The 20,066-nt window shown below is 70.4% G+C and carries 14 protein-coding genes and 2 pseudogenes; 6 read left to right on the forward strand and 10 right to left on the reverse strand.

Features of this window, described 5'->3' with window-relative positions:
• Positions 1–76, forward strand: a pseudogene (locus ACY35P_RS08860) (30S ribosomal protein S3); the annotation flags it as partial.
• Position 77: 1 nt separating this feature from the next.
• On the opposite strand, the pseudogene ccoN reads toward ACY35P_RS08860, so the two are convergent.
• A pseudogene (gene ccoN / locus ACY35P_RS08865) lies at positions 78–1,310 on the reverse strand (cytochrome-c oxidase, cbb3-type subunit I); the annotation flags it as partial.
• Positions 1,311–1,497: 187 nt separating this feature from the next.
• Between ccoN and ACY35P_RS08870 the strand changes: the two are divergent.
• The 4 genes from ACY35P_RS08870 to ACY35P_RS08885 all read left to right on the forward strand — a co-directional run bounded on the left by ACY35P_RS08870 (position 1,498) and on the right by ACY35P_RS08885 (position 6,703).
• Entirely contained in the window at positions 1,498–2,328 is an 831-nt protein-coding gene (locus tag ACY35P_RS08870) for a universal stress protein (protein ID WP_462115469.1), read from the forward strand.
• Positions 2,329–2,640: 312 nt separating this feature from the next.
• Positions 2,641–3,030, forward strand: coding sequence for a DUF2946 family protein (locus tag ACY35P_RS08875; protein ID WP_462115470.1), 390 nt, complete (start codon positions 2,641–2,643; stop codon positions 3,028–3,030).
• An 87-nt stretch (positions 3,031–3,117) separates the two neighbouring features.
• Positions 3,118–5,472 (forward strand): TonB-dependent receptor, encoded by a 2,355-nt coding sequence (locus ACY35P_RS08880; protein WP_462115471.1) that lies wholly within the window; start codon positions 3,118–3,120, stop codon positions 5,470–5,472.
• Entirely contained in the window at positions 5,462–6,703 is a 1,242-nt protein-coding gene (locus ACY35P_RS08885; RefSeq protein ID WP_462115472.1) for a hypothetical protein, read from the forward strand. The genes ACY35P_RS08880 and ACY35P_RS08885 overlap by 11 nt, the downstream gene beginning before the upstream one ends.
• A gap of 237 nt (positions 6,704–6,940) precedes the next feature.
• Here the strand turns inward: ACY35P_RS08885 and azu are convergent, their stop codons facing one another.
• Positions 6,941–7,399 carry an azurin gene (azu, locus tag ACY35P_RS08890; RefSeq protein ID WP_462115473.1) on the reverse strand — a complete coding sequence of 153 codons (459 nt, stop codon included), beginning with the start codon at positions 7,397–7,399 and terminating at the stop codon, positions 6,941–6,943.
• Positions 7,400–7,576: 177 nt separating this feature from the next.
• Positions 7,577–8,965 (reverse strand): copper-containing nitrite reductase, encoded by a 1,389-nt coding sequence (gene nirK / locus ACY35P_RS08895; RefSeq protein ID WP_462115474.1) that lies wholly within the window; start codon positions 8,963–8,965, stop codon positions 7,577–7,579.
• Positions 8,966–9,173: 208 nt separating this feature from the next.
• On the opposite strand from nirK, the gene ACY35P_RS08900 reads away from it, so the two are divergent.
• On the forward strand, positions 9,174–10,379 hold the full coding sequence (locus tag ACY35P_RS08900) for an alginate export family protein (protein ID WP_462115475.1): 1,206 nt from the start codon (positions 9,174–9,176) through the stop codon (positions 10,377–10,379).
• A 44-nt stretch (positions 10,380–10,423) separates the two neighbouring features.
• On the opposite strand, the gene ACY35P_RS08905 is transcribed toward ACY35P_RS08900, so the two are convergent.
• The 7 genes from ACY35P_RS08905 to hemN form a co-directional block, all read right to left on the reverse strand.
• Positions 10,424–11,548 (reverse strand): diguanylate cyclase, encoded by a 1,125-nt coding sequence (locus ACY35P_RS08905; RefSeq protein ID WP_462115476.1) that lies wholly within the window; start codon positions 11,546–11,548, stop codon positions 10,424–10,426.
• Positions 11,549–11,572: 24 nt separating this feature from the next.
• Positions 11,573–13,534 carry a pyridoxal phosphate-dependent decarboxylase family protein gene (locus ACY35P_RS08910; RefSeq protein ID WP_462115477.1) on the reverse strand — a complete coding sequence of 654 codons (1,962 nt, stop codon included), beginning with the start codon at positions 13,532–13,534 and terminating at the stop codon, positions 11,573–11,575.
• Positions 13,535–13,536: 2 nt separating this feature from the next.
• Entirely contained in the window at positions 13,537–13,938 is a 402-nt protein-coding gene (locus ACY35P_RS08915; protein ID WP_462115478.1) for a SirB2 family protein, read from the reverse strand.
• 10 nt (positions 13,939–13,948) lie between these two features.
• Positions 13,949–15,181 (reverse strand): NnrS family protein, encoded by a 1,233-nt coding sequence (locus tag ACY35P_RS08920; RefSeq protein WP_462115479.1) that lies wholly within the window; start codon positions 15,179–15,181, stop codon positions 13,949–13,951.
• A 115-nt stretch (positions 15,182–15,296) separates the two neighbouring features.
• Positions 15,297–17,612, reverse strand: coding sequence for a nitric-oxide reductase large subunit (locus tag ACY35P_RS08925; RefSeq protein ID WP_462115480.1), 2,316 nt, complete (start codon positions 17,610–17,612; stop codon positions 15,297–15,299).
• Positions 17,613–17,790: 178 nt separating this feature from the next.
• Positions 17,791–18,546 carry a cyclic nucleotide-binding domain-containing protein gene (locus ACY35P_RS08930; protein ID WP_462115481.1) on the reverse strand — a complete coding sequence of 252 codons (756 nt, stop codon included), beginning with the start codon at positions 18,544–18,546 and terminating at the stop codon, positions 17,791–17,793.
• A 25-nt stretch (positions 18,547–18,571) separates the two neighbouring features.
• Positions 18,572–19,972, reverse strand: coding sequence for an oxygen-independent coproporphyrinogen III oxidase (gene hemN, locus ACY35P_RS08935; protein ID WP_462115482.1), 1,401 nt, complete (start codon positions 19,970–19,972; stop codon positions 18,572–18,574).
• Positions 19,973–20,066: the final 94 nt, after the last annotated feature.

Genomic DNA, 20,066 nt, shown 5'->3' on the forward strand with positions numbered 1-20,066 from the left:
CGAAGGCCGCGTGCCGCTTCACACCCTTCGCGCCGATATCGACTACGGCTTCGCCGAGGCGAAGACCACGTACGGGACACGACGCCCACGGTGTGCAGCCAGAAGTGCGTGTCGATCGCCTTCGTCGAATGCATTTTCTCGACGCCGACGAGCTTGGGCAGCATCGCGTAGATCGAGCCGACGGTGATCATCGCCACCCAGCCCAGCGCGCCGGCGTGCACGTGGCCGATCGTCCAGTCGGTGTAGTGCGACAGCGAGTTGACCGTCTTGATCGACATCATCGGCCCCTCGAACGTGCTCATCATGTAGAAGCTGAGCGAGACGATGAGGAACTTGAGGATCGGGTCGGTGCGCAGCTTGTGCCAGACGCCGGACAGCGTGAGCACGCCGTTGATCGCGCCGCCCCACGAGGGTGCGAGCAGGATCAGCGAGAACACCATGCCGAGCGACTGCGCCCAGTCCGGCAGCGCCGTGTACTGCAGGTGGTGCGGGCCGGCCCACATGTACACCGCGATCAGTGCCCAGAAGTGCACGATCGAAAGCCGGTAGGAATACACCGGGCGACCGGCCTGCTTCGGCACGAAGTAGTACATCATCCCGAGGAAGCCGGCGGTCAGGAAGAAGCCGACCGCATTGTGGCCGTACCACCACTGCACCATCGCATCGACCGTGCCCGAGTACACCGAGTACGACTTGAACGCGCCGGCGGGGATGGCGATGTTGTTGACGATGTGCAGCAGCGCGACGGCGATGATGAAGCTGCCGTAGAACCAGTTCGCCACGTAGATGTGCTTGTTGGCGCGCTTCGCGATCGTGCCGAAGAACAGCACCGCGTACGCGACCCAGACGGCCGTGATCAGCAGGTCGATCGGCCACTCGAGTTCGGCGTATTCCTTGCCCTGCGTGAGCCCCAGCGGCAACGTCACCGCCGCCGACACGATGACGAGCTGCCAGCCCCAGAACACGAACGAGGCGAGCCTGTCCGACAGCAGCCGGACGCCGCAGGTGCGCTGCACCACGTGCAGGCTCGTGGCCATCAGCGCGGAGCCGCCGAAGGCGAAGATCACCGCATTGGTGTGCAGCGGGCGCAGGCGGCCGTAGCTCAGCCACGGGATGCCGTGGGTCAGGTCGGGCCAGTACAGCTGCGCGGCGATGAGGGCGCCGACGGTCATGCCGACGATGCCCCAGAGCACCGTCGCCAGGGAGAACTGCACGACCACGCGGTCGTTGTAGGACACCGGAAGCGGCTTCGTGGACGCCGCGGGTCGCGCGGCGCCGGAGGGCGCTTGGGTGGCATCGAGAACGGTCATGGAGGGACCTTCGAGGTGGGAATGACGGAACGCTGCGCCATTCTCGACAGCGCCTTCACGTCGGACTTGATCTCGATCAAGTGCCCCATGCCGCGGGAGTGAGACGGTCAGTTTCGCGGCGCCGCGACCGGCCGCGTCGCCACCCGCTTCGCGGGCGACCGACCGGTCGACGATCGGAGGCTCGACGATGAAGGACGTTCTGGTTCGTGCGCAGTCCCTCGACCCGTGGGACGAGGGCGTCACCGCGGCCGCAGGGCTGGCGCGCACGTTCGCCGGGGGCTTGACCGCGGTGCACGTCGTGCCCGTCGGGCTGCCGCCGCTGTCGCCCTACGACCCCGGCATGCTCGCGGCCGCGGCCGCGCTCGAGATGTCGCGCCAGCTGCGCGAGGCGCAGGCCCGCGCCGGCGCGTTCACCGCGTGGGCGACCGCGATCGGCGCGCGCGAGCCCGCCTGGATCTGCGCGGCCGGCGACGCCGCGCACGTGATCCGCGAGGCCGCGGCCTGGCATGACCTGCTGGTCGTCCGGCTCGACCGGGCGGACATCGACCCATGGGCCGGGCCCGGCGGGGTGGGCCGCATCGTGGTGAACGCCGGCGTGCCCGTGATGGTGCTGCCGCCGGGCGCGAGCCCCGGCCCCGACTTCGAGACGGTGGCCGTGGCCTGGGACGGTTCGCCCTGCGCCGCGCGCGCCCTGCATGGCGCGCAACCGTTCCTCGCCCGCGCCGGCCGCGTGGTCGTGCTCGACGGCGCCCGCCGTGCCCTGCCGCCGCTGGCGCCGGGGCCCGACCTCGCCCGCTGGTGCGCGCGCAACCTGCCGCGAGCCGAGATCCGGCCGATCGAGGCCGGGGACGGCGGCGATGGCACCGGCGCCGCGCTGCTGGCGGCCGTCGAGACGCTGGACGCCGGGCTGCTCGTGATGGGCGCCTGGGGCCACGCGCGGCTCTCCGAATGGGTGCTGGGTGGCGTCACCCGGCACGTCCTCGCGCACGCCACGCGTCCGGTGCTGATGCGCCACTAGTCGTAGGCGCTCCGGCAGAGCGGTGCGCTGCCGTGGGGCGCCGACGATGCGATGACGTCCTGCCCGCGCGGGCGTGAACGCCTGCCCGACGTCGCGATCGTGTTCGTCCTGCATGGCCGCGCGACGCGGTCCCGCGGCCGCAGCGATCGCTGCGCGTCCACGCGGTTTCCCCCGCACGGCGCGCCGCGTTCGTCGCAATGCCCCTCATTGCGACCGCATGTCGAGCGCGACGCACGTCACTCTCCGCGCACGTGATCGACTCACTTGATCGACATCAAGGTAGCGACGTACGTGCTCCGGATAATTCGCAGCATGTACCCCGTCCGCCAACGCCGCATCGCCTGGCTCGCCCTCGTGGCGACGCTGCTGCTCGCGTTGCTGCCGGCGGCGGGGCGCATCTTCACCGCATCGTCGACGACGCTTGCGGTGGTGGCGATGACCGCGCACGACGGCGCGATGCCGCACGACGGCGGCGCGCCCGCGCATTCAGCCGGCGAGCGGATGCCCTCGCGCCACGATGACGGCGGCTGCGACTACTGCGTCCTGCAGGCCGGTGCCGGCCTGCCCACGCCGGCGGTGACCGCGGTCGCGCGCATGCCGCATGCGCCGCTGTCGCTTGCGCCGCGTGCGTCCGCACCGGCAGCCGCGTCCTCGGCCTGGACGCTCGGTTCGCGCGGTCCGCCGCGCGTGCACCGCGCCTGACGCCGCGCGGCTCCGGCCGCACCAGTGATCGACGAACGTCCTCGGCGCGCCGCGCCGGGCGCACGCATTCGTCCCGGGGAAAGTCCCATGAATACCGTTTCGAACCGCGCGTTCCGTCGCGCCACCCTCGCCGCCGCCATTGGCCTGCTGCTCGCGACCCCCGTCCTGGCGCTCGCCGCGCCGCCGACGCCCGACGCATCCGCCGCCGAGGCCGATACCGTCGACACGCGTGTCGCGACCGCCACGCCGCAGCCCGAAGCCACGCTCGCCCGTGTCTTCGTTCGCGGACTCCGCCTGACGTCGCTGCCCACGCGCATCCCGACCACGTTCGCCGGCATCACCCGCCAGGAGATCCAGGCGCAGGTGAACTGCCACGACGCCGAGGACGCGCTGAAGTACATGCCGAGCCTGCTCGTCCGCAAGCGCTACATCGGCGACTACGACCACGCCGTGCTCGCCACGCGCGCCTCCGGCACCGGCAACAGCGCGCGTTCGCTCGTGTACGCGGACGGCATCCTGCTGTCGAACCTGCTGGGCAACGGCTACGCGTTCAGCCCGCGCTGGGGCATGGTCAACCCCGAGGAGATCGAACGGGTCGACGTGCTGTACGGGCCGTTCTCGGCTGCGTATTCGGGCAACTCGGTGGGCGCCGTGGTCGACTACGTGACGCGGATGCCCGAGCGCTTCGAGGCGCACGCCAAGCTCGGCTATTCGTTCGAGGACTCGCACCTGTTCGGCACGCGCGACCGCTTCGACGCGACGTCGACCAGCGTCTCGCTCGGCGACCGGCGCGGCCGTCTGTCCGGCTGGCTGTCGGTGGGGCATCTCGACAGCCAGTCGCATCCCATCACCTTCGCCACGCTGCTCGCGGCCAGCGGCACCGCGGGCAGCGCAACGCCGGTCACCGGCGCCATCGCCGACGTGAATCCGCGCGGCCAGCCCTGGTACGTGGTCGGCGCGACCGGCATCGGGACCACGCACCAGGACCAGGCCAAGCTGAAGCTCGCCTACGACGTCGCCGACGACATGCGCCTGAGCTACGTGCTCGGCCAGTGGCGCAACGACGCGGAACGGCAGGGCGAGACCTACCTGCGCGACGCCGCGGGCACGCCGGTCTACAGCGGCACCGTGGGGATCGACGGGCGGCGCTACACGCTGGCGCCGACGGCGATCTCGCTGCAGGCGGCCGAGCAGCTGCAGCGCATGCAGGCGCTCTCGCTGAAGAAGAGCGGCCGCGGCGCATGGAACTGGACGCTGGCGGCCAGCCGGTTCGACTACGTGCGCGACCGCGTGCGCTCGCCGCTGGTGGCGCTGCCGGCCGCCCGCAACGGCGGCGCCGGCCGCATCGCCGACGGCGAGGGCACCGGCTGGACGACCGCGACCGCGCATGTCACGTGGAAGCCCGACACCACGCACGTCGTCGAATTCGGCCTGCAGTCGGACCGCTATGTCCTCGACACCGAGGTGTCGAACACGAGCGACTGGCGCGACGGAGCGGCCGAGTCGCGCTTCTCGGCGTTCGGCGGCACCACCACGCTGCGCAGCGCCTATGCGCAGGACACCTGGACGATCGATCCCACCTGGACGCTCAGCGTCGGCGCCCGCGCCGAGCATTGGGCCGCACGCGACGGCCGGCTCTCCAATGCGACGACCACCTTCGGCTTCGACGATCGCAGCGAGACGGCAATCTCGCCCAAGGCCGCGCTGAAGTACACGCCGGACGCGGACTGGTCGCTCAAGGCGTCGATCGGCCGCGCGGTGCGCTTCCCGACCGTCAGCGAGCTGTACCAGGGCACGATCGCGACGGACACGATCGTCAACAACGACCCGAACCTGAAGCCGGAAACGTCGGTCACGTCCGAGCTGTCGTGGTTGAAGACCGTCGCCCTGGGCCGCGTGCGCGCCACGTGGTTCCACGAGACGACGCGCGATGCGCTGTATTCGCAGACCGACGTGCGCAGCGTGCCGAACGTCACCAGCATCCAGAACGTCGGCCGCATCCGCACCGATGGCGTCGAGGTGGCGACGGAGTTGACGGGCGTCGGGCTCGACGCGCTGGACGTGAATGCCAGCGCGACGTTCACCCAGTCGATCATCACCGAGAACGCGGCGTTCCCCGCGAGCGAAGGCCAGTGGCAGCCGCGCGTGCCGCGCTGGCGCGCGAACATGGTGGCGACCTACCACCCGGGCGAGCACTGGAGCTTCACCGGTGCACTGCGCTACAGCGGCCGGCAGTTCAACACGCTCGACAACGCCGACACGAACAGCGGCACGTACACCGGCACCAGCCCGTTCCTCGTGGCCGACGCGCGGGTGCGTTATACGCACGACGCGCACTGGAGCGGCGCCGTCGGCGTCGACAACCTCGGCGACCGCACGTACTGGAACTTCCATCCCTATAACCAGCGGACCTGGACCGCGGAGCTCCGCTATGACTACTGACCGCTTCGCGACGCGCGTGCTGCCGCTCGCGATCCTCGGTGCGATCGGCGTGGCCCTGCTGCCCGGCGCCGCACCGGCGACGCCGCCGCGCGCCGTACCGACCGCCACCGCCTGGGCGCTACCCACGCGGGACGGCATGCAGGTCGACCTCGCGACAGCCCCCGACGGCTCGATGCTGATGGCCTGGGTCGACGGCCAGGGCGCGGCGCAGCGCCTGCGGTTCTCGCGCTCGCGCGGCGGTCGCTGGAGCGCGCCGGTGACGGTCGCGACTTCGGACGGCTTCGGCAACGCCGTCGACACGCCGCGCCTGCGCCAGACGCGCGACGGCGCCGTGTGGCTGCTCTGGCTGCGCAAGGGTGCAGGTGGCGGACATGCACGGGACGTGGTGCTCACGCGCTCGCCGGACGGCGGGGCCACGTGGTCGGCCGCGGTGCCGGTGAACACGGACGGCACGCCCACCGAGCACGGCTTCGCCTCGACCTGGGATGCCGGCCGCGACCGTATCGGCGTCGCCTGGCTCGACGGCCGTGCGAAGTCGGGCGGCCACGGCCACGGCGACGGCGCGCAGATGCTGCGCGCGGCCACGTTCGATGCGCGGCTGCAGCGTGCCGGCGAAGCGGTGCTCGACGCGCGCGTCTGCGACTGCTGCCATACCGACATTGCGGCCACCTCGCGGGGCCCGGTGCTCGTCTACCGCGACCGCAGCGAAACCGAAGTCCGCGACATCAGGGCGACGCGGCTCGAGAACGGTCGTTGGTCGACCCCGTCCGCCGTTGCGGACGACGGCTGGCGGATGCCGGCCTGCCCGGTGAACGGCCCGGGCGCCGCCGCGAGCGGTGTGCGCATGGCGGCGGCGTGGTACACGGCCGCCGACGGTTCCTCGGAAGTGCGCCTGGCGACGAGTCGGGACGCCGGTAAATCGTTCTCCGCGGCGACGACGCTCGATCGCGGCGATGCCGTGCTCGGTCGCGTCGAGATCGCGGTGCAGGGCGACCGCGCGGCCGTGGCCTGGCTCCGGGAGGATGCGAGTGCGCAGTCGCTGTGGCTGGCGACCGCGTCCATCGATACCGGCCGCGCGGGCGCGCCGGTGCGCATCGCGACGCTGGCGGGCCGCGGGCGCGGAACCGGCATGCCGCGGATGGCGATCGATGCGGACGGACTGCATGTCGTCTGGACCGAACTGGTGGACGGCCGGCCGGTGCTGCAGGGACGGACGCTCGCCCTGCGCTGAAGCGGACGACGCCGGCGGTATGCGATGTCCTCGAAAGCCCGCAGAGATGCGGGCTTTTTCCATAGGCGGTTCTCGAGGCGAGGCCCGTGCGCTCGCACTCGAGCGCGATCCGGCGTTCGCACACGTACGACGCGCAATAAAAAACGCCCGCATCGCTGCGGGCGTTCTTCAGGGGAGGTCCGGTCCACCGGCGCCGGGGCATCTCCCCGGTCGCGGGCGAAACCGGACCGGAACCGCTTACTTGACGGCCAGGGTGCCGCGCATGATCGACGAGTGGCCCGGGAACGTGCACATGAAGGCGTACGGCGTGCCGGCCTTGAGCTTCGCGACCGGGATGCTCACCGTGGTGGACTGGCCGCCGCCGACGAGCTTGCTGGACGCCACGACGCGCGCATCGCCCGCCTTGACGTAGTTGGCGCCCGCGCCGGCCTTCATGCCGTCGGTGGCGACGGCGGCGGCGTCGGCCGCGCTGGCGACCACGAAGTTGTGGCCCATCGCGGTGACCGGGAGCTTGCCGGTGTGCTTCAGCGTGACGGTGAAGGCCTTGCAGGACTTCGGCACGTCGATCGACTTGGTGTTGAACTGCATCGCGTCGTTGGCCTCGACGGTGGCCGAGCACGCGGCGGCCTGGGCCGGGTTGGCGAGGGTGGCGAGGCCGGCGAGGGCGAGCAGGCCGACGACATTGATACGGGACATGGCGGAACTCCGGTTTCGGTAGGGGTTGGCTGGAGGCTGTACGTAAATTCTGCGCCTGCGGTTTCACCGGTTCTTTGATCTGGATCAGATGGGACGCGGGCGCGCCGCGTGGTTTCCATCGATTCAGAAACGAAGAAGGCCACGTCCGGGACGTGGCCTTCGACGGTGCGGCAGGGCTTAGTGGCCCGACTTCGGATCCATCGCCTGGTCGGTCTTGAACACGCTGTCGTCCTTGTCGCCGACCACGTGCAGGAAGCCGACGTTGCCCTTCTCCAGGCGCGAGAGCGCGTGGTCGACGAGGATGTACTTGCCCGGGTAGTCGACCTTGAACTCGACCATCGTCGCGCCGCCCGGCGGCACCAGCGTCGTCTGCACGTCGCGCAGCGGCGGCGTCTCGAGGGCGGCCAGGTTGTAGACGCGGTCGAAGACCTCGCCAATCACGTGGAAGCTCGAGGTCAGGTTCGGGCCGCCGACGCCGAAGAAGATGCGCACGGTCTCGCCGACCTTCGCTTCCATGCGGTGCGTCGCCGTGAGCGCACCCATCGCGCCGTTCATCACGATGTGCTCGGGCTTCTCGTCGAGCAGCTTGTCGAGCGAGAACTCCTGCTTGCCCTGCGTGCCGTGCTTCTGCGCGGTGTAGATCTCGCCCTGCATGACGTAGAACTCGCGGTCGACCTTCGACAGGCCGCCTTCGGGCTCGACGAGGATCATGCCGTACATGCCGTTGGAGATATGGTGCGCGACCATCGGCGTGGCGCAGTGGTAGACGTACAGGCCCGGGTTGATGGCCTTGAACGTGAAGCTCTTGGTCTGGCCGGGCGCCACCTGGGTGACCGCCGCGCCGCCGCCGGGGCCGGTGACGGCATGGAAGTCGATCGAGTGGATGTTGACGCTGTCCGGCGCGTTCGACAGGTTCACCTTCACGGTGTCGCCCTTGCGGATGCGCAGCAGCGGGCCCGGCACGGTGTTGTCGAACGTCCAGTACCGGTAGGTGCTGCCGTCGGCGAGGCGGCCGTCGATCTCCTTCGTGACGATGCTGATCTCGCTGTTCTGCGGTGCGCGCTTGCCGACCGGCGTGCCGACCTGCGTCGGGTCCTTGGAGATCTCGGTGGCCGTGCTGGTGGCGGCGGCGGTGTTGCCGACGATCAGCTTGCCGACCATGCCCGCCGCCTTGTGGCCCGGGAGCGAGCAGAAATACTCGAACGTGCCCGACTTGGTGGTGCGGAACACGATCGTCGTGGACGCGCCCTTGTCGGAGAGCTGGTCCGACTTCGCGCCGAAGTCCGGCACCGAGATGTCGTGCAGCGCACCGTCGCCGTTCACGAAGTTGATCTGCACGACCTTGCCTTCCGGCACCTTCAGGTCGGGGTTGACCTGGCCCTTGATCGCACCGGCGTCGCCGATGAAGACGAGCTTGCCGTCGGCGATCTCGCTGCGCAGGGTGAACACGACGTCGGCCACGGGCGCGACGTTGGTGGATTGCGCATGCTGGTCGTGCTGCGCGAACGCGGTGGGCGTCATGCCGAGGGCAAAGCCCAGGGCGAGGAACATCATCGACTTCTTCACGGTTGACTCCGCTGGTTTGGTGTTGACGGGTTGATGCGTACGTTAGGGACGCGTGAGGGCCGCCACTCTGATCTGGATCAAGTGGACGACCGGAATCGTTCGAACAGATGAACGGCGAAGGCCCGTCGGTCGCATCGGAATTGACACGGATCAATGCGGCCGTGCGCGGCGGCCGCGAATCTGTCGGCCTCACAAAGGGGACCTACCGATGAAACGCCGTCTGCTCACCACCTGCCTGCTGCTCTCGATCGCGGCACCCGCGCTCGCGCAGCCCACCTATACGTTCGAGACGGGTGCGCGCCTGCGCTACGAGTCCGTCGACGACGCCGCCTTTGGGCGCGACGCCAATGCGCTGACGTTGCGCGCGCGCGCCGCGCTGCGCGCGCAGTTCTCCCCGACGTGGGAGGGCTTCGTCGAAGGCGAGGGCGTCGCCGACCTCACCGACGACTTCAACAGCGGCGCCAACCGCCGGACGGTGTTCCCGACGGTGACCGACCCGCAGGGCGCCGAACTCAACCAGGCGTGGCTGCGCTGGCATCCGGGCACGTTCTCGGCGACGGTCGGCCGACAGCGCCTGCAATTCGACAACCAGCGCTGGATCGGCAATTCCGGGTGGCGCCAGAACGAGCAGACCTTCGACGCGGTCGCCCTGCAGTGGGCGCCGTCGAAGGAGACCACGGTGCGCTACGCCTTCCTCGATCGCGTGCACCGCACCGCCGGCGACCATGCGGTCGATCCGCTGGCCCGCGAGCGCGCGCTGTCGACGCATGCGTTCAATGCGGCCTGGGCGCGCGGCGCCAACCGCGTGACCGGTTATGCCTACCTGCACGAGGATCGCGACGTGCGCTCGGCGTCGAGCGCCACCTTCGGCGCGCGCTATGCGCGCGTGCCCGGCGCATCGCAGCCGTTCGGCCTGACGCTCGAAGCCGCGCGCCAGCGCGACTACGCGGACAATCCGCTCTCGTTCTCGCATGCGTACTGGCTGATCGAGCCGACCGTCGCCGTCAAGGCCGTCACCTTGCGCGCGGGCTGGGAGCACCTCGGCGGCAACGGCGTGCATGCGCTGCAGACGCCGCTCGCCTCGCTGCACGGCTTCAACGGCTGGGCCGATCGCCTGACCACGACGCCTCCGGGCGGCCTCGAGGATCGCTACGTCGGCGCAGGCGGCACGTTCGCCAAGTCACGCAAGGCCGGTGCGCTCGAGTGGGCCGTGGTCGCGCACGACTATCGCGCGGACCGTGGCAGCGCGAAGTACGGGCAGGAACTGGACGCATCGCTCGCCGTGCCGTTCTCGAAGACGTTCAAGGGACTGATCAAGGCGGCGGATTACCGCGACGAGCGCATCGCGCGCGACAGCACCAAGGTGTGGCTGCAGGTGGAGTGGACGCCCGCGCCGCGCGCGCTGGCGAACTGAGCGGGAGGCGACGGCGGTGCCGGGGAGGCGCCGCCGTCGAGGTGTCAGGCCGGGATGCCGGCTGCGTCCACGACGCAGCGGTCCCGGCCTTCGCTTTTCGCGCGATAGAGCGCGCCGTCGGCCCGCGCCAGCAGCGATTCGATGCTTTCGCCGGGCACGAGCTGGGCGACGCCGAGGCTGATGGTGACGCGGATCGGGGCCGTGCCGGCTTCGATGCGCAGCGCGGCGACGCGGGCACGGATGCGCTCGGCCACCGCGAGCGCGTCCGACGCCGCGGCTTCGGGCAGCAGCACGAGGAATTCCTCGCCGCCGTAGCGCGCGCCGAGGTCGCTCGCCCGCAGTTCGGCGGCGATCGCGTCGGCCGTCGCCGACAGCACCAGATCGCCGACGGCGTGTCCATGGCGATCGTTGATGCGCTTGAAGAGGTCGAGGTCGCCCATCAGCACCGACAGCGGCTCCCGATGCCGCTCGCATCGCGCGTGCTCGGCGGCGAGCCGGGCGTCGGCCTGGCGACGGTTGGCGAGCCCGGTGAGCGCGTCCTGCGAGGCCTCGCGTCGCGCGCCGAGCAGGCTCGCGAGCAACTGGAGTTGCGCGTGCGCGGTCCACGCCGCCACGGCGATGAGCAGCGCGAGCAGCCAGACATCGTTGTGGGCGAAGACGTCGAAGCGACGGTCGTTCGTCATCTCCGCGAGCGTAAGCATCGCCGCGGGCGCCACCGCCATCCGCAGGACGTGCGTCCACGGCGCAGGGAACAGGGCCAGCTGCGCCGCCACCGCGAACGGGAACAGCCCGTAGCCGATGTCGAGCGCGGCGATGTGGTCGTGGACGAACACCTGCTGCAGCACGCCGAAGCCGATCGCCTGCAACCAGACGAAGGCCCGCAGCATCCCCGCGCCCGACGTGCGATCGGGCAGCCGCGACAGGGCCAGCAGGGCGCCCGCCAGCAGCAGGCGCAGCAGGGCGATCGGGAGCACGTCGGCGAGCGACAGCGCCATGCCGTCGAGCAGGATCCACCCGGCCGTCAGCGCCGCGATCACCGGCGCCAGCGCGCGCACCCGGGCCCGCACCACCCGGTCGCGCTCGCCCTGGCAGGCCGGCGGCACGACGAGCGCGGCTCGCCACCGCGGCAGGCGCGGTTCGGCGGCGGGCTTGGGCAGGCGCTCGGACATCGGACTCCCCCGGGTCCACGGGCCTCAGGTTAGCAACAGCAGGCGCAGGCGTGCGGCGAGGTAGTCCAGGTAGAGGTCGATGTAGCTGATGCCGTTCTCGACGTCGAGCAGATACGGGTTCATCAGCGTATGGCGCAGGATGGTCAGGCGGTCGCGATCCGCACCGTCGCCGCACGTGGCCGGATCGAGCTGCAGCCGCGCGCACAGCGCCTCGAGTGCCTCCGGCCCGATCGAGTCGGCGCGCAGCGTGGTGATCGATCCGAAGAACTGGCGCATCTGCAGCGGCCGCGACGGGTCGCACCGCAGGTCGTCGTGCAGGCGGCGGACGAAGGCGTTCGCCTGCGCGACGTCGCGGTTGCCGGCCGGGTTGATGGCGAGGCAGACGAGGTTGCTGTCCGGCAGGAACGGGACAGTGACGTGCGCGACGCCCGCCACCCGCTGCGAGAACTCGCGCAGCCGCGCGACGAAATGCTCGGTCGCGCGGATCGTCTGCCGCGGAAGCGCGCCGAAGTGCGCATGGTCGAGCGGCAGCACGCGATGGGTGACGTAGACGGCGGCCGCCGCGGCGCCCGACTTGGAGCCTTCCGGGATCACCTGGCCGAGCCGGCGATGGCGCGCGAAGTAGTCGCCCGCGGCCTCGCCGTGGAAGACGTAATCGGCACGCTCGGCGAGCAGCGGCACGGCGCGCTGGTCGCGGCAGACGAAGGCGCCGGCACCGTAGGGCAGGTAGCCGAGCTTGTGCGGATCGACGGTGATCGAATCGGTGCGCGACAGTGCCGCAAACGCGTCGTACACCGCCGGGCGCGGGAACTGCGCATTGCCTGCCGCGACGTCGGTGAACGGGCGCAGGCTGCCGTCCGCGTTGCGGAACAGGGTGGCGAGGTAGCCGCCCCACGCCGCGTCGACATGCACCGCGAAGCCGAAGCCGCGCGCCGCCGCGTCGTCGCGCACGTCGGCGATGCGGTCGATCGGATCGATCGTGCCGTACTCGGTGGTGCCGAGCACGCCGACCGCCAGCAGCACCGGCTGGCGCGCCGCCTCGCAACGGGCGACCACGCGGGCGAGGGCGTCCGGATCCATGCGCATGCCGCGCTCGGGCACTTCGAGCAGCTGCGCACGGCCGAGGCCGAGCAGCTTCATGCCCTTGCTCCAGGAGTAGTGCGCGGTGACCGGCGCGAGCACCACCGGGGGGCAGAGGCCGGGATGCGCGGCGAAGAAGTCGACGAGGCCGAGCTGCTCCAGGCGTTGCGCCTCCACGCGGCGCTGCCAGTCCGCGCGCTCGGCGACCGGTTGCGCCGCGAGCCAGGCGGTCCAGCGCTCAAACAGCGCGATCCCGTCCGCCGGTGCGAGGTTGAACGCCGCCCAGTCGTCGGCGGGCACGTCGATATCCGGCACGCCCGCCGTGCGAAGCGCGACGGGGAACGCCTTCAGCGCGAGCGACAGCCGCAGCGCCTGGTAGTTCGCCAGCGTTCCGCCGGACGTGAGGTGGCCGAACGCACAGTCGGCACGCAGCGGGTCGTCGACGAAGCCGAACATCCGCGCGAGCTGCAGCCCGACGCGCACTTCGAGGTCGACGGTGACCGGTGCGGCCTCCTCGCTGACGTTGTTCGGGTTGTAGGGCAGGGTGAGGATCTGCGCGGCCAGGCCAGGCAGCAGCAGGTCGGACGCCATGTGTCCGATGTAGCGCGGGCTGTGGAACGGCACGGACTGCTTGAGCGAGGCCGACAGCGCATGCAGTTCGCGTCGCATGCGCGCCTCGAAGGCGCGGTAGTCGGGATGCGCGGCCGCGTGCGTCGGGATCGCCGGCGGATCCTCGGGATGGAAGTTGCGGCGCCAGTAGACGTGGTCGCGCAGGAACTCGACGACGAGCTTCTCGAGCAGCGTGTCGTTCTCGCCATAAGGCCCGAGGAAGCAGGCATCGAGCGTGCGGCGCTCGGCTTCGATGCGCGGATCCTCCGGCGGCAGGTCGTCGATCAGCGCGCTCATGCTCAGGCCGCCATCAGGTGGATGAATCCGAGCGGGTGGTGCGCACGCGCGATCGTCACCATGAAGGCGAACGTCGCGAGCGCCAGCACGTAGCCGATCGCGCGCGCACGCGGCGTGCGGCCGCGCTTGAGCGCGACGGTGCCGAGCACGATGTAGACGACGAGCAGGGCGATCTTCGTGGCCAGCCACCCGTTCGCGAAGAGGCCGTCGGGCAGGATGGTGAACAGCATGAGCGCCGCCGTGAGCAGTGTCGTGTCGATGCTGTAGCTCAGAAGTTTCACGGGCAGCGCCATGGGCCATCGCTGGCCACCGAGGACGCCCGCGCCGCGCAGAGCGAACAGCAGGCCGCTCGCGATGACCATCGCGATGTGCACGGCCTTGATCTGGGGGTAGAACTCGATCATCGAACAGTCCTCAGCCGGGCCGGCCGTCGACGCGGGGCGTCAGGTAGATGCGGCCGATGCGGGCGATCCACGGGCCGAGCGCGAGCAGCCAGCCGACCGCGGCAATGGCCTGCCACAGGCCCGGGTCGGGGCTGAGCTCCGCACCGACGCGCAGCAGGGCCACGAGATTGATGGCGACGAAGGCGTAGCCCGCCGCGCGCGGCAGCGCGAGCGGGCGGCCCGAATGGCCCTGCGTCACGCGCGTCACCATCGCCACCAGCAGCGTTCCGAAGAACCCGACGAAGAGCGCATGCGCGGGTGCGCGGCCGAGCGTGAAGTGTCCCGTCGTCGCATAGACGAGGCTCTGCGTCGCGTAGAGCGCGAACGCGATGGGCAGCCAGGCGAACCCGGCGAACAGTACGGTCAGCAGCGCCGGCCGCGGGCCGCGCGGCCACCACTTGGCCAGCATCCGGGCGGCGAGTGCGAGCAGCGGCAGGTCGACCACCCACAGCGCGCCGTAGGCGTACGCCAGCTCGAGGCCGAGGTGCGCGAGCAGCAGGGGCCACGCGGCCGCCAGCAACCACAGGGGCCGCCAGGGCGTATAGCCGGGCACGGCGTTGGCCGCGAAGAACGGGAACATGCGGTGCGCCACCGTCCAGTACAGCGGCAGCAGAAGCGCGAACGAGCCGATCTTGATGCTGGCGAACGCCCACTGCGGCCCCGCGAGCCCGAGCACGAACGCCGTCCAGCCGAGGAGGCCGACTAAACCCAGAGAGAGCGCGGCGAAGCACGAGCGCGCATGCCACGTGGTGCCCGTCTCACGCCAGAGCAGCGGCGCGAGCGTCGCGAGGCCGGCCGCCCAGCCCGCGAGCGTCATGATCAGGCCGACCACGATGCCGGCGTTCCAGCCCATCGCCCCCAGCAGCGTCGCGACCTGTCCCCCGAACAGGCCGAGCCCCACCGGCGCGTAGCGCCAGCGCTCGAACTCCGGCTGGCCCATCCACTTCGGGAAGGTGGTGAGCAGGAAGCCGAAGATGAAGCTCGGGAGCATCTGGTACTGCATGACGAAGGCATGCAGCCAGCCGGCGTACGGCGTCCTCTCCGGCATCATGGCGCCGGCGCGCGCCGCCACCAGCCACGTCGCCCACCAGGCCATGGCGAGCAGGACGTTGGTCGCGCCCACGAAGAACAGCAGGCGGTGCGGCGCCAGCAGCAGACGGCGTGGCGAGGCGACGGGAACGGCGGAAACGGTCGGCATGTCCATGACGCCAGTGTCCCCGCCGCACGGGCGCGGGGCCTTGATCCAGATCAGACCGCCCGTGGCGGCCACAAAAAAAGGGGCGGCCGGAGCCGCCCCCTTCGATACCACCTGCGATGCTTCAGCGACGCGCGGCTTCGGTACCGCCCACCGCGACCGTCTCGCGGCGCGGCGCCACCCACAGCCGCAGCACGAACCAGGCGAGGGCGAGGGCGCCGACGCTGAAGATCGTGTCGCCGGGCACGCGCATCCACACCAGCATGTCCATGATCGGGCGGTTCATGAACTCCGCCGAGCGCGCATAGGCATAGCCGTGCTCGATGCTGGCGAAGAGCTGCATGGTACCCATCGGCAGCAGCGTCAGCAGCGACATCAGCGCCAGGCCGATGTTGAGCGACCAGAACGCGACCCGCAGCGGTGCCGGGTTCCACGCCATCTGGCCGCGCAGGCCGCGCAGGCAGAACAGCAGCAGGCCGAGGCCGAGCATGCCGTACACGCCGAACAGCGCGGTGTGGCCGTGCAGCGCCGTGAGGTTCAGGCCCTGCATGTAGTACAGCGACAGCGGCGGATTGATGAGGAAGCCGAACAGGCCCGCACCCACCAGGTTCCAGAAGCAGACCGCCACGAAGAACATGATGATCCACTTGTAGCGTGCCATCCACGGCGTGGCCTTGCCCATGCGGTACGTGTGGAAGGCCTCGAAGCCGATGAAGGCCAGCGGCACCACTTCCAGCGCCGAGAAGCTCGCACCGAGCGCCACCACCGCGGTCGGCGTGCCGATGAAGTACAGGTGGTGCAGGGTGCCGAGCACGCCGCCGGTGAGGAAGATCACCGTCGAGAACAGCACCGCCGTCGCCGCCGGCTTCGCACGCACCAGGCCGAGCTTCACGAAGATCAGGCTCATCACCGCGGCGGCGAACACTTCGAAGAAGCCTTCCACCCACAGGTGCACCAGCCACCAGCGCCAGTATTCGACTTCGCTGATGTGCGTGTGCTCGCCCCACATCAGCGCCGAGCCGAAGAACAGGCCGATGCAGACGGTGGAGAGGAACAGCAGGCCGACGATCGGACGCGTCTCGTCCTTCGTGGAGCGCAGGACGGGCCACAGCGCGCGACCGACCAGCGTGAGCCACAGGATCAGGCCGATGAACAGGAAGACCTGCCAGAAGCGGCCCATGTCGGCGTATTCCCAGCCCTGGTGGCCGAACCAGAAGTTGTACTTCAGGCCCAGCTTCTGCATCACCGCCATCCACTGGCCGGCGAACGACCCGACCACGATGACGAGCAGGCAGACGAACAGGAAGTTCACGCCGAGCCGCTGGAACCTCGGCTCATGTCCGCTCAACGCCGGCGCGATGTACAGGCCGGTGCCGAGCCATGCCACCGCGATCCACAGCACCGCGAGCTGCGTGTGCCAGGTGCGCGTGATCGAGTACGGCAGGATGCTCGACAGGTCGAAGCCGTAGGCCTGCTGGCCTTCCACCTGGAAGTGCGCGGTCATCGCGCCCATCAGGATCTGCGTGAGGAACAGCGCGAGCACGACCCAGAAGTACTTCGCGGTCGCGCGCATCGACGGGGTGATGCGCAGCATCGCGAGCGGATCGGTGGCCGGCAGCTGGCCGGGCGACTCCTCGTGCGAACGCGCATGCCACCAGCCGAGCAGGCCGATGCCGGCGATCAGGAACATCACGCTGAACACCGACCAGCCCCAGAGCGCGGGCGCCGGCTTGTTGCCGACCAGCGGCTCGTGCGGCCAGTTGTTGGTGTAGGTGACGACCTGGTCGACCGGGCCGCCCTTCACCGCGGGAGCGTCGGCGGCGACCTGGCGCTCGGTGGTCGCGGCCCAGGCCGTCCACCAGAAGAACGCCGTCAGCGCGCGCCGGTCCTCGGCGTTCGCCACGGTGCCTTCCTTCATGGCATAGGCCTCGCGCAACGCGTGCGTGGCGGGGTCGGTGCCGAACAGGCTCTCGTAGTGCGCGGCCACGTTCGTCGACGCGAGTGCGCGATCGCCGGTGACGGTGATCGTGCCGGTCGCGGCGTCGTAGGTGTTCCGGCGCATCATCGGCTGCAGGCGGGCCTGCAACGCCGCCTGGCGCTCCGCGGACAGGTCGGCGTACGCCTTCGCGCCCTCGGCCTGCGCCCAGCGGTCGAGCACGGCGACGGCCTCGCGATGCAGCCAGTCGGCCGACCAGTCGGGCGCCACGTACGCGCCGTGGCCCCAGATCGAGCCCAGCTGCATGCCGCCCATCGACTGCCAGACCTGGCGGCCCTTCTGGATGTCGTCCTTCGTATAAAGCGTCTGGCCGCTTTCGCTCACCACGCGTTCGGGGATCGGCGGAGCGGCGCGGAAGATCTCCCCGCCGGCCCACAGAAGCACCGAGAACGACGCGATGAGCAGGGCGGCAAGTCCCAACCACAACTTGCGGGTGCTGCTCATGTCACTTCTCCCTTCCGGTTGAAGCGCATGCTCGTGGCTGGGCCCGCCGGCCACCTTGACCCAGATCAATCAGGTCGAGCGCGGCGAGCGAAACGTGACGGGGCACGTGAACGCGTCGGTGCGCACAGACGACGACGGCCGCATCGGCGGCCGTCGAACGCGATCCCGTGCGGCGAGGTCAGTCGCGCAGCACGGGCGCGGCGAGCGCTTCCAGCGCGAGGGGGTTGGTCAGCTCGAGGTCGCGACGGTCGACCGCGACCAGGTCGTCCTGCTGGAAGCGCTTGAGCACGCGACTCACGGTTTCCGGGGCAAGGCGCAGGTAGTTCGCGATGTCGGTCCGCGCCATCGTCAGCTGGAACCGGTGCGGCGAGAAGCCGCGGGCGGCGAGGCGGCGCGAGAACCCGATGAGGAAGGCGGCCATGCGCTGGTCGGCGGTGAAATCGCCGGCGAGCAGCGCCGCGCGGCCGATGTCGCGGCTCATCAGCCGGAACAGCTGCCGCTGCAGGCCCGGCACGCGCGTGGCGAGCAGTTCCATCTGCGAGAACGAGAAGCGGCAGAGCATCACCGTGTCGAGCGCGACGGCATTGCACGGGTAGCGGTCGCTGTCGATGCCGTTGAGGCCAATGACCTCGCCGGGCAGGTGGAAGCCGAGCACGTGCTCGCGGCCGTCGCGGTCGATGACGTACGTCTTGACCGTGCCCGCGCGCACCGCGGCGATCGCCTCGAAGCGGTCGCCCTCGCGGAACAGGTGCTCGCCGGCCGCGTAGGGCCCGACATGCTCGACGAGCACGTGCAGGTCCATCAGCGACGACTTGTCCATGCCCTGCGACAGGCAGGCATCGGAGAAGGCGCAGGTCGAACAGAAATGCAGCGCGTCGCCGTCGTCGGCGATCGTGCGGGCGTCCTGCCGCGGGAACGCGGTCCGGCTCAGCACCGCCTCCCCCGAGGCGGCGCAGGCCTCAGATCGCGCGCGAGAACCGCGGGCGGGCGACATCGGCGGGTTTTTCGAGATAGGCGTCGAAGCACATGGCGATATTACGCAGGAGCAGCCGGCCCTGCGCGGTCGCGACGATGCGGTCCCCGTCGAGCTTCACCAGGCCGTCGGCGACGAGCGGGGCGAGCCGCTCCAGGCAGGGCCCGAAGTACCGGCCGAACTCGATGCCGTACCGGCGCTCCAGCGCATGCACCGGCACCTCGCCCTGGCACATCAGCGCCTGGATCAGGTCCGCGCGCAGGTTGTCGTCCTCGGACAGGTGCAGGCCGCGGAAGACGGGCAGCCGCCCTTCGTCGAGCGCGATCTCCCAGCTCGGCAGGTCGCGCGGGTTCTGGCTGAAGGTGTCGCCGATGTGGCTGATCGCGCTCACGCCCACGCCAACGAGGTCGCTGTCGGCATGGGTCGTGTAGCCCATGAAGTTGCGATGCAGCCCGCCGCGCGCCTGCGCCGTGGCGAGGTCGTCGTCTGGCAGGGCGAAGTGGTCCATGCCGATGTAGACGTAGCCGGCGCGAGTGAGGCGCTGGATCGCCATCACCAGCAGCGAGAGCTTGGTGTCCGCGGTCGGCAGGTCGGCCTCCTCGATCTGCCGTTGCGGGCGGAACAGCTCGGGCAGGTGCGCATAGCTGTAGACGGCCAGGCGGTCCGGGCGGATCGCGAGCACCTGGTCGAGCGTCTGCGCGAAACCGGAGGGCGACTGCTTGGGCAGGCCGTAGATCAGGTCGATGTTGACCGACCGGAAGCCGTGCGCGCGGCAGGCGTCGACCACGGCCCGCGTCTCGTCGACGCTCTGGATGCGATTGACCGCGACCTGCACGACCGGATCGAAGTCCTGCACGCCGAGGCTCGCGCGGTTGAAGCCGCTGCGGGCCAGCTCGGCCACGTCGGCCGGCGTCACGAAGCGCGGGTCCAGCTCGATCGAGATGTCGCGCTCGCTCGAGTTCGAGAAGCGGAAGTGCTGCTGCAGCGTTTCCACGCACTCGCCGAGCTGCGCGGGCGACAGGAAGTTGGGCGTGCCGCCGCCGAAGTGCAGCTGGATCGCCTCGCGATCGCGGTCGAACAGCTGCGAGACGAGCGCGATCTCCCGGTACAGCCGGGCCAGGTAGACCTCGCCGCGCGCCTTGTCGCGGGTGATGATGCGATTGCAGCCGCAGTAGAAGCACGGGCTGGCGCAGAACGGCACGTGCACGTAGATCGACAGGCGACGCGGGATCGGGTCGCCGTTGCTGGCGGCGATCGCCTCGCGCAGGTCCGCCTCGCCGAACTGCTCCCGGAACTGCGGCGCGGTCGGGTAGGAGGTGTAGCGCGGCCCCGGGCGGTTGTAGCGCTCGAGCAGGCTGCGGTCGATGGTGGAGTCGTTGATGCCCATGGCGTACACGCTACGGGCCGGGCCCGTCGGGCGACTTGATCCGGATCAACCCCGCGCCAGCGTTCAGCTCGCGGGCGGGTGCCGTCCGTCGCGC

This window comes from Lysobacter xanthus, assembly GCF_047159895.1.

Coding starts and splice junctions, on each gene's coding strand:
- ACY35P_RS08870 (WP_462115469.1), top strand. CDS start 1,498: ATGAAGGACGTTCTGGTTCGTGCGCAGTCCCTCGACCCGTGGGACGAG.
- ACY35P_RS08875 (WP_462115470.1), top strand. CDS start 2,641: ATGTACCCCGTCCGCCAACGCCGCATCGCCTGGCTCGCCCTCGTGGCG.
- ACY35P_RS08880 (WP_462115471.1), top strand. CDS start 3,118: ATGAATACCGTTTCGAACCGCGCGTTCCGTCGCGCCACCCTCGCCGCC.
- ACY35P_RS08885 (WP_462115472.1), top strand. CDS start 5,462: ATGACTACTGACCGCTTCGCGACGCGCGTGCTGCCGCTCGCGATCCTC.
- azu (WP_462115473.1), bottom strand. CDS start 7,399: ATGTCCCGTATCAATGTCGTCGGCCTGCTCGCCCTCGCCGGCCTCGCC.
- ACY35P_RS08900 (WP_462115475.1), top strand. CDS start 9,174: ATGAAACGCCGTCTGCTCACCACCTGCCTGCTGCTCTCGATCGCGGCA.
- ACY35P_RS08905 (WP_462115476.1), bottom strand. CDS start 11,548: ATGTCCGAGCGCCTGCCCAAGCCCGCCGCCGAACCGCGCCTGCCGCGG.
- ACY35P_RS08910 (WP_462115477.1), bottom strand. CDS start 13,534: ATGAGCGCGCTGATCGACGACCTGCCGCCGGAGGATCCGCGCATCGAA.
- ACY35P_RS08915 (WP_462115478.1), bottom strand. CDS start 13,938: ATGATCGAGTTCTACCCCCAGATCAAGGCCGTGCACATCGCGATGGTC.
- ACY35P_RS08920 (WP_462115479.1), bottom strand. CDS start 15,181: ATGGACATGCCGACCGTTTCCGCCGTTCCCGTCGCCTCGCCACGCCGT.
- ACY35P_RS08925 (WP_462115480.1), bottom strand. CDS start 17,612: ATGAGCAGCACCCGCAAGTTGTGGTTGGGACTTGCCGCCCTGCTCATC.
- hemN (WP_462115482.1), bottom strand. CDS start 19,972: ATGGGCATCAACGACTCCACCATCGACCGCAGCCTGCTCGAGCGCTAC.